This window comes from Bartonella sp. MR168JLCBS, from assembly GCF_042194175.1.
In genome coordinates this window covers 310-542 of record NZ_JBHIMP010000105.1, presented here as the reverse complement: position 1 = coordinate 542, position 233 = coordinate 310, and the positions used below count along the sequence as shown (strand labels likewise).

The window sequence follows — 233 nt, the reverse complement described above, 5'->3', positions numbered from 1 at the left end:
ACTGGCCTCACTTATCGCGGTGTTGCCCATGCGCTTTTACAACAAAAATTGGCTCTCAATGATGAAAAAAGTGCACTTGCTTATGCTAAAAAACTTGATTTTAACACTTTAAAGCCAGCTCTTCTTTCTTCTCATGAACTTGGCGAAGCTGCTTCAAAAATAGCACTCATACCAGCTTTACGTGACATTCTTGTTGCAAAACAACGCGACTTTGCTAGAATTTTCCCTGGCAG

1 protein-coding gene is annotated in these 233 nt (G+C 40.8%); it reads left to right on the top strand.

What is annotated here, in order from left to right; translation table 11 throughout:
- On the top strand, positions 1-233 hold a 233-nt coding region (locus ACFIK8_RS09465; protein ID WP_375669278.1), incomplete at both ends, for a (d)CMP kinase.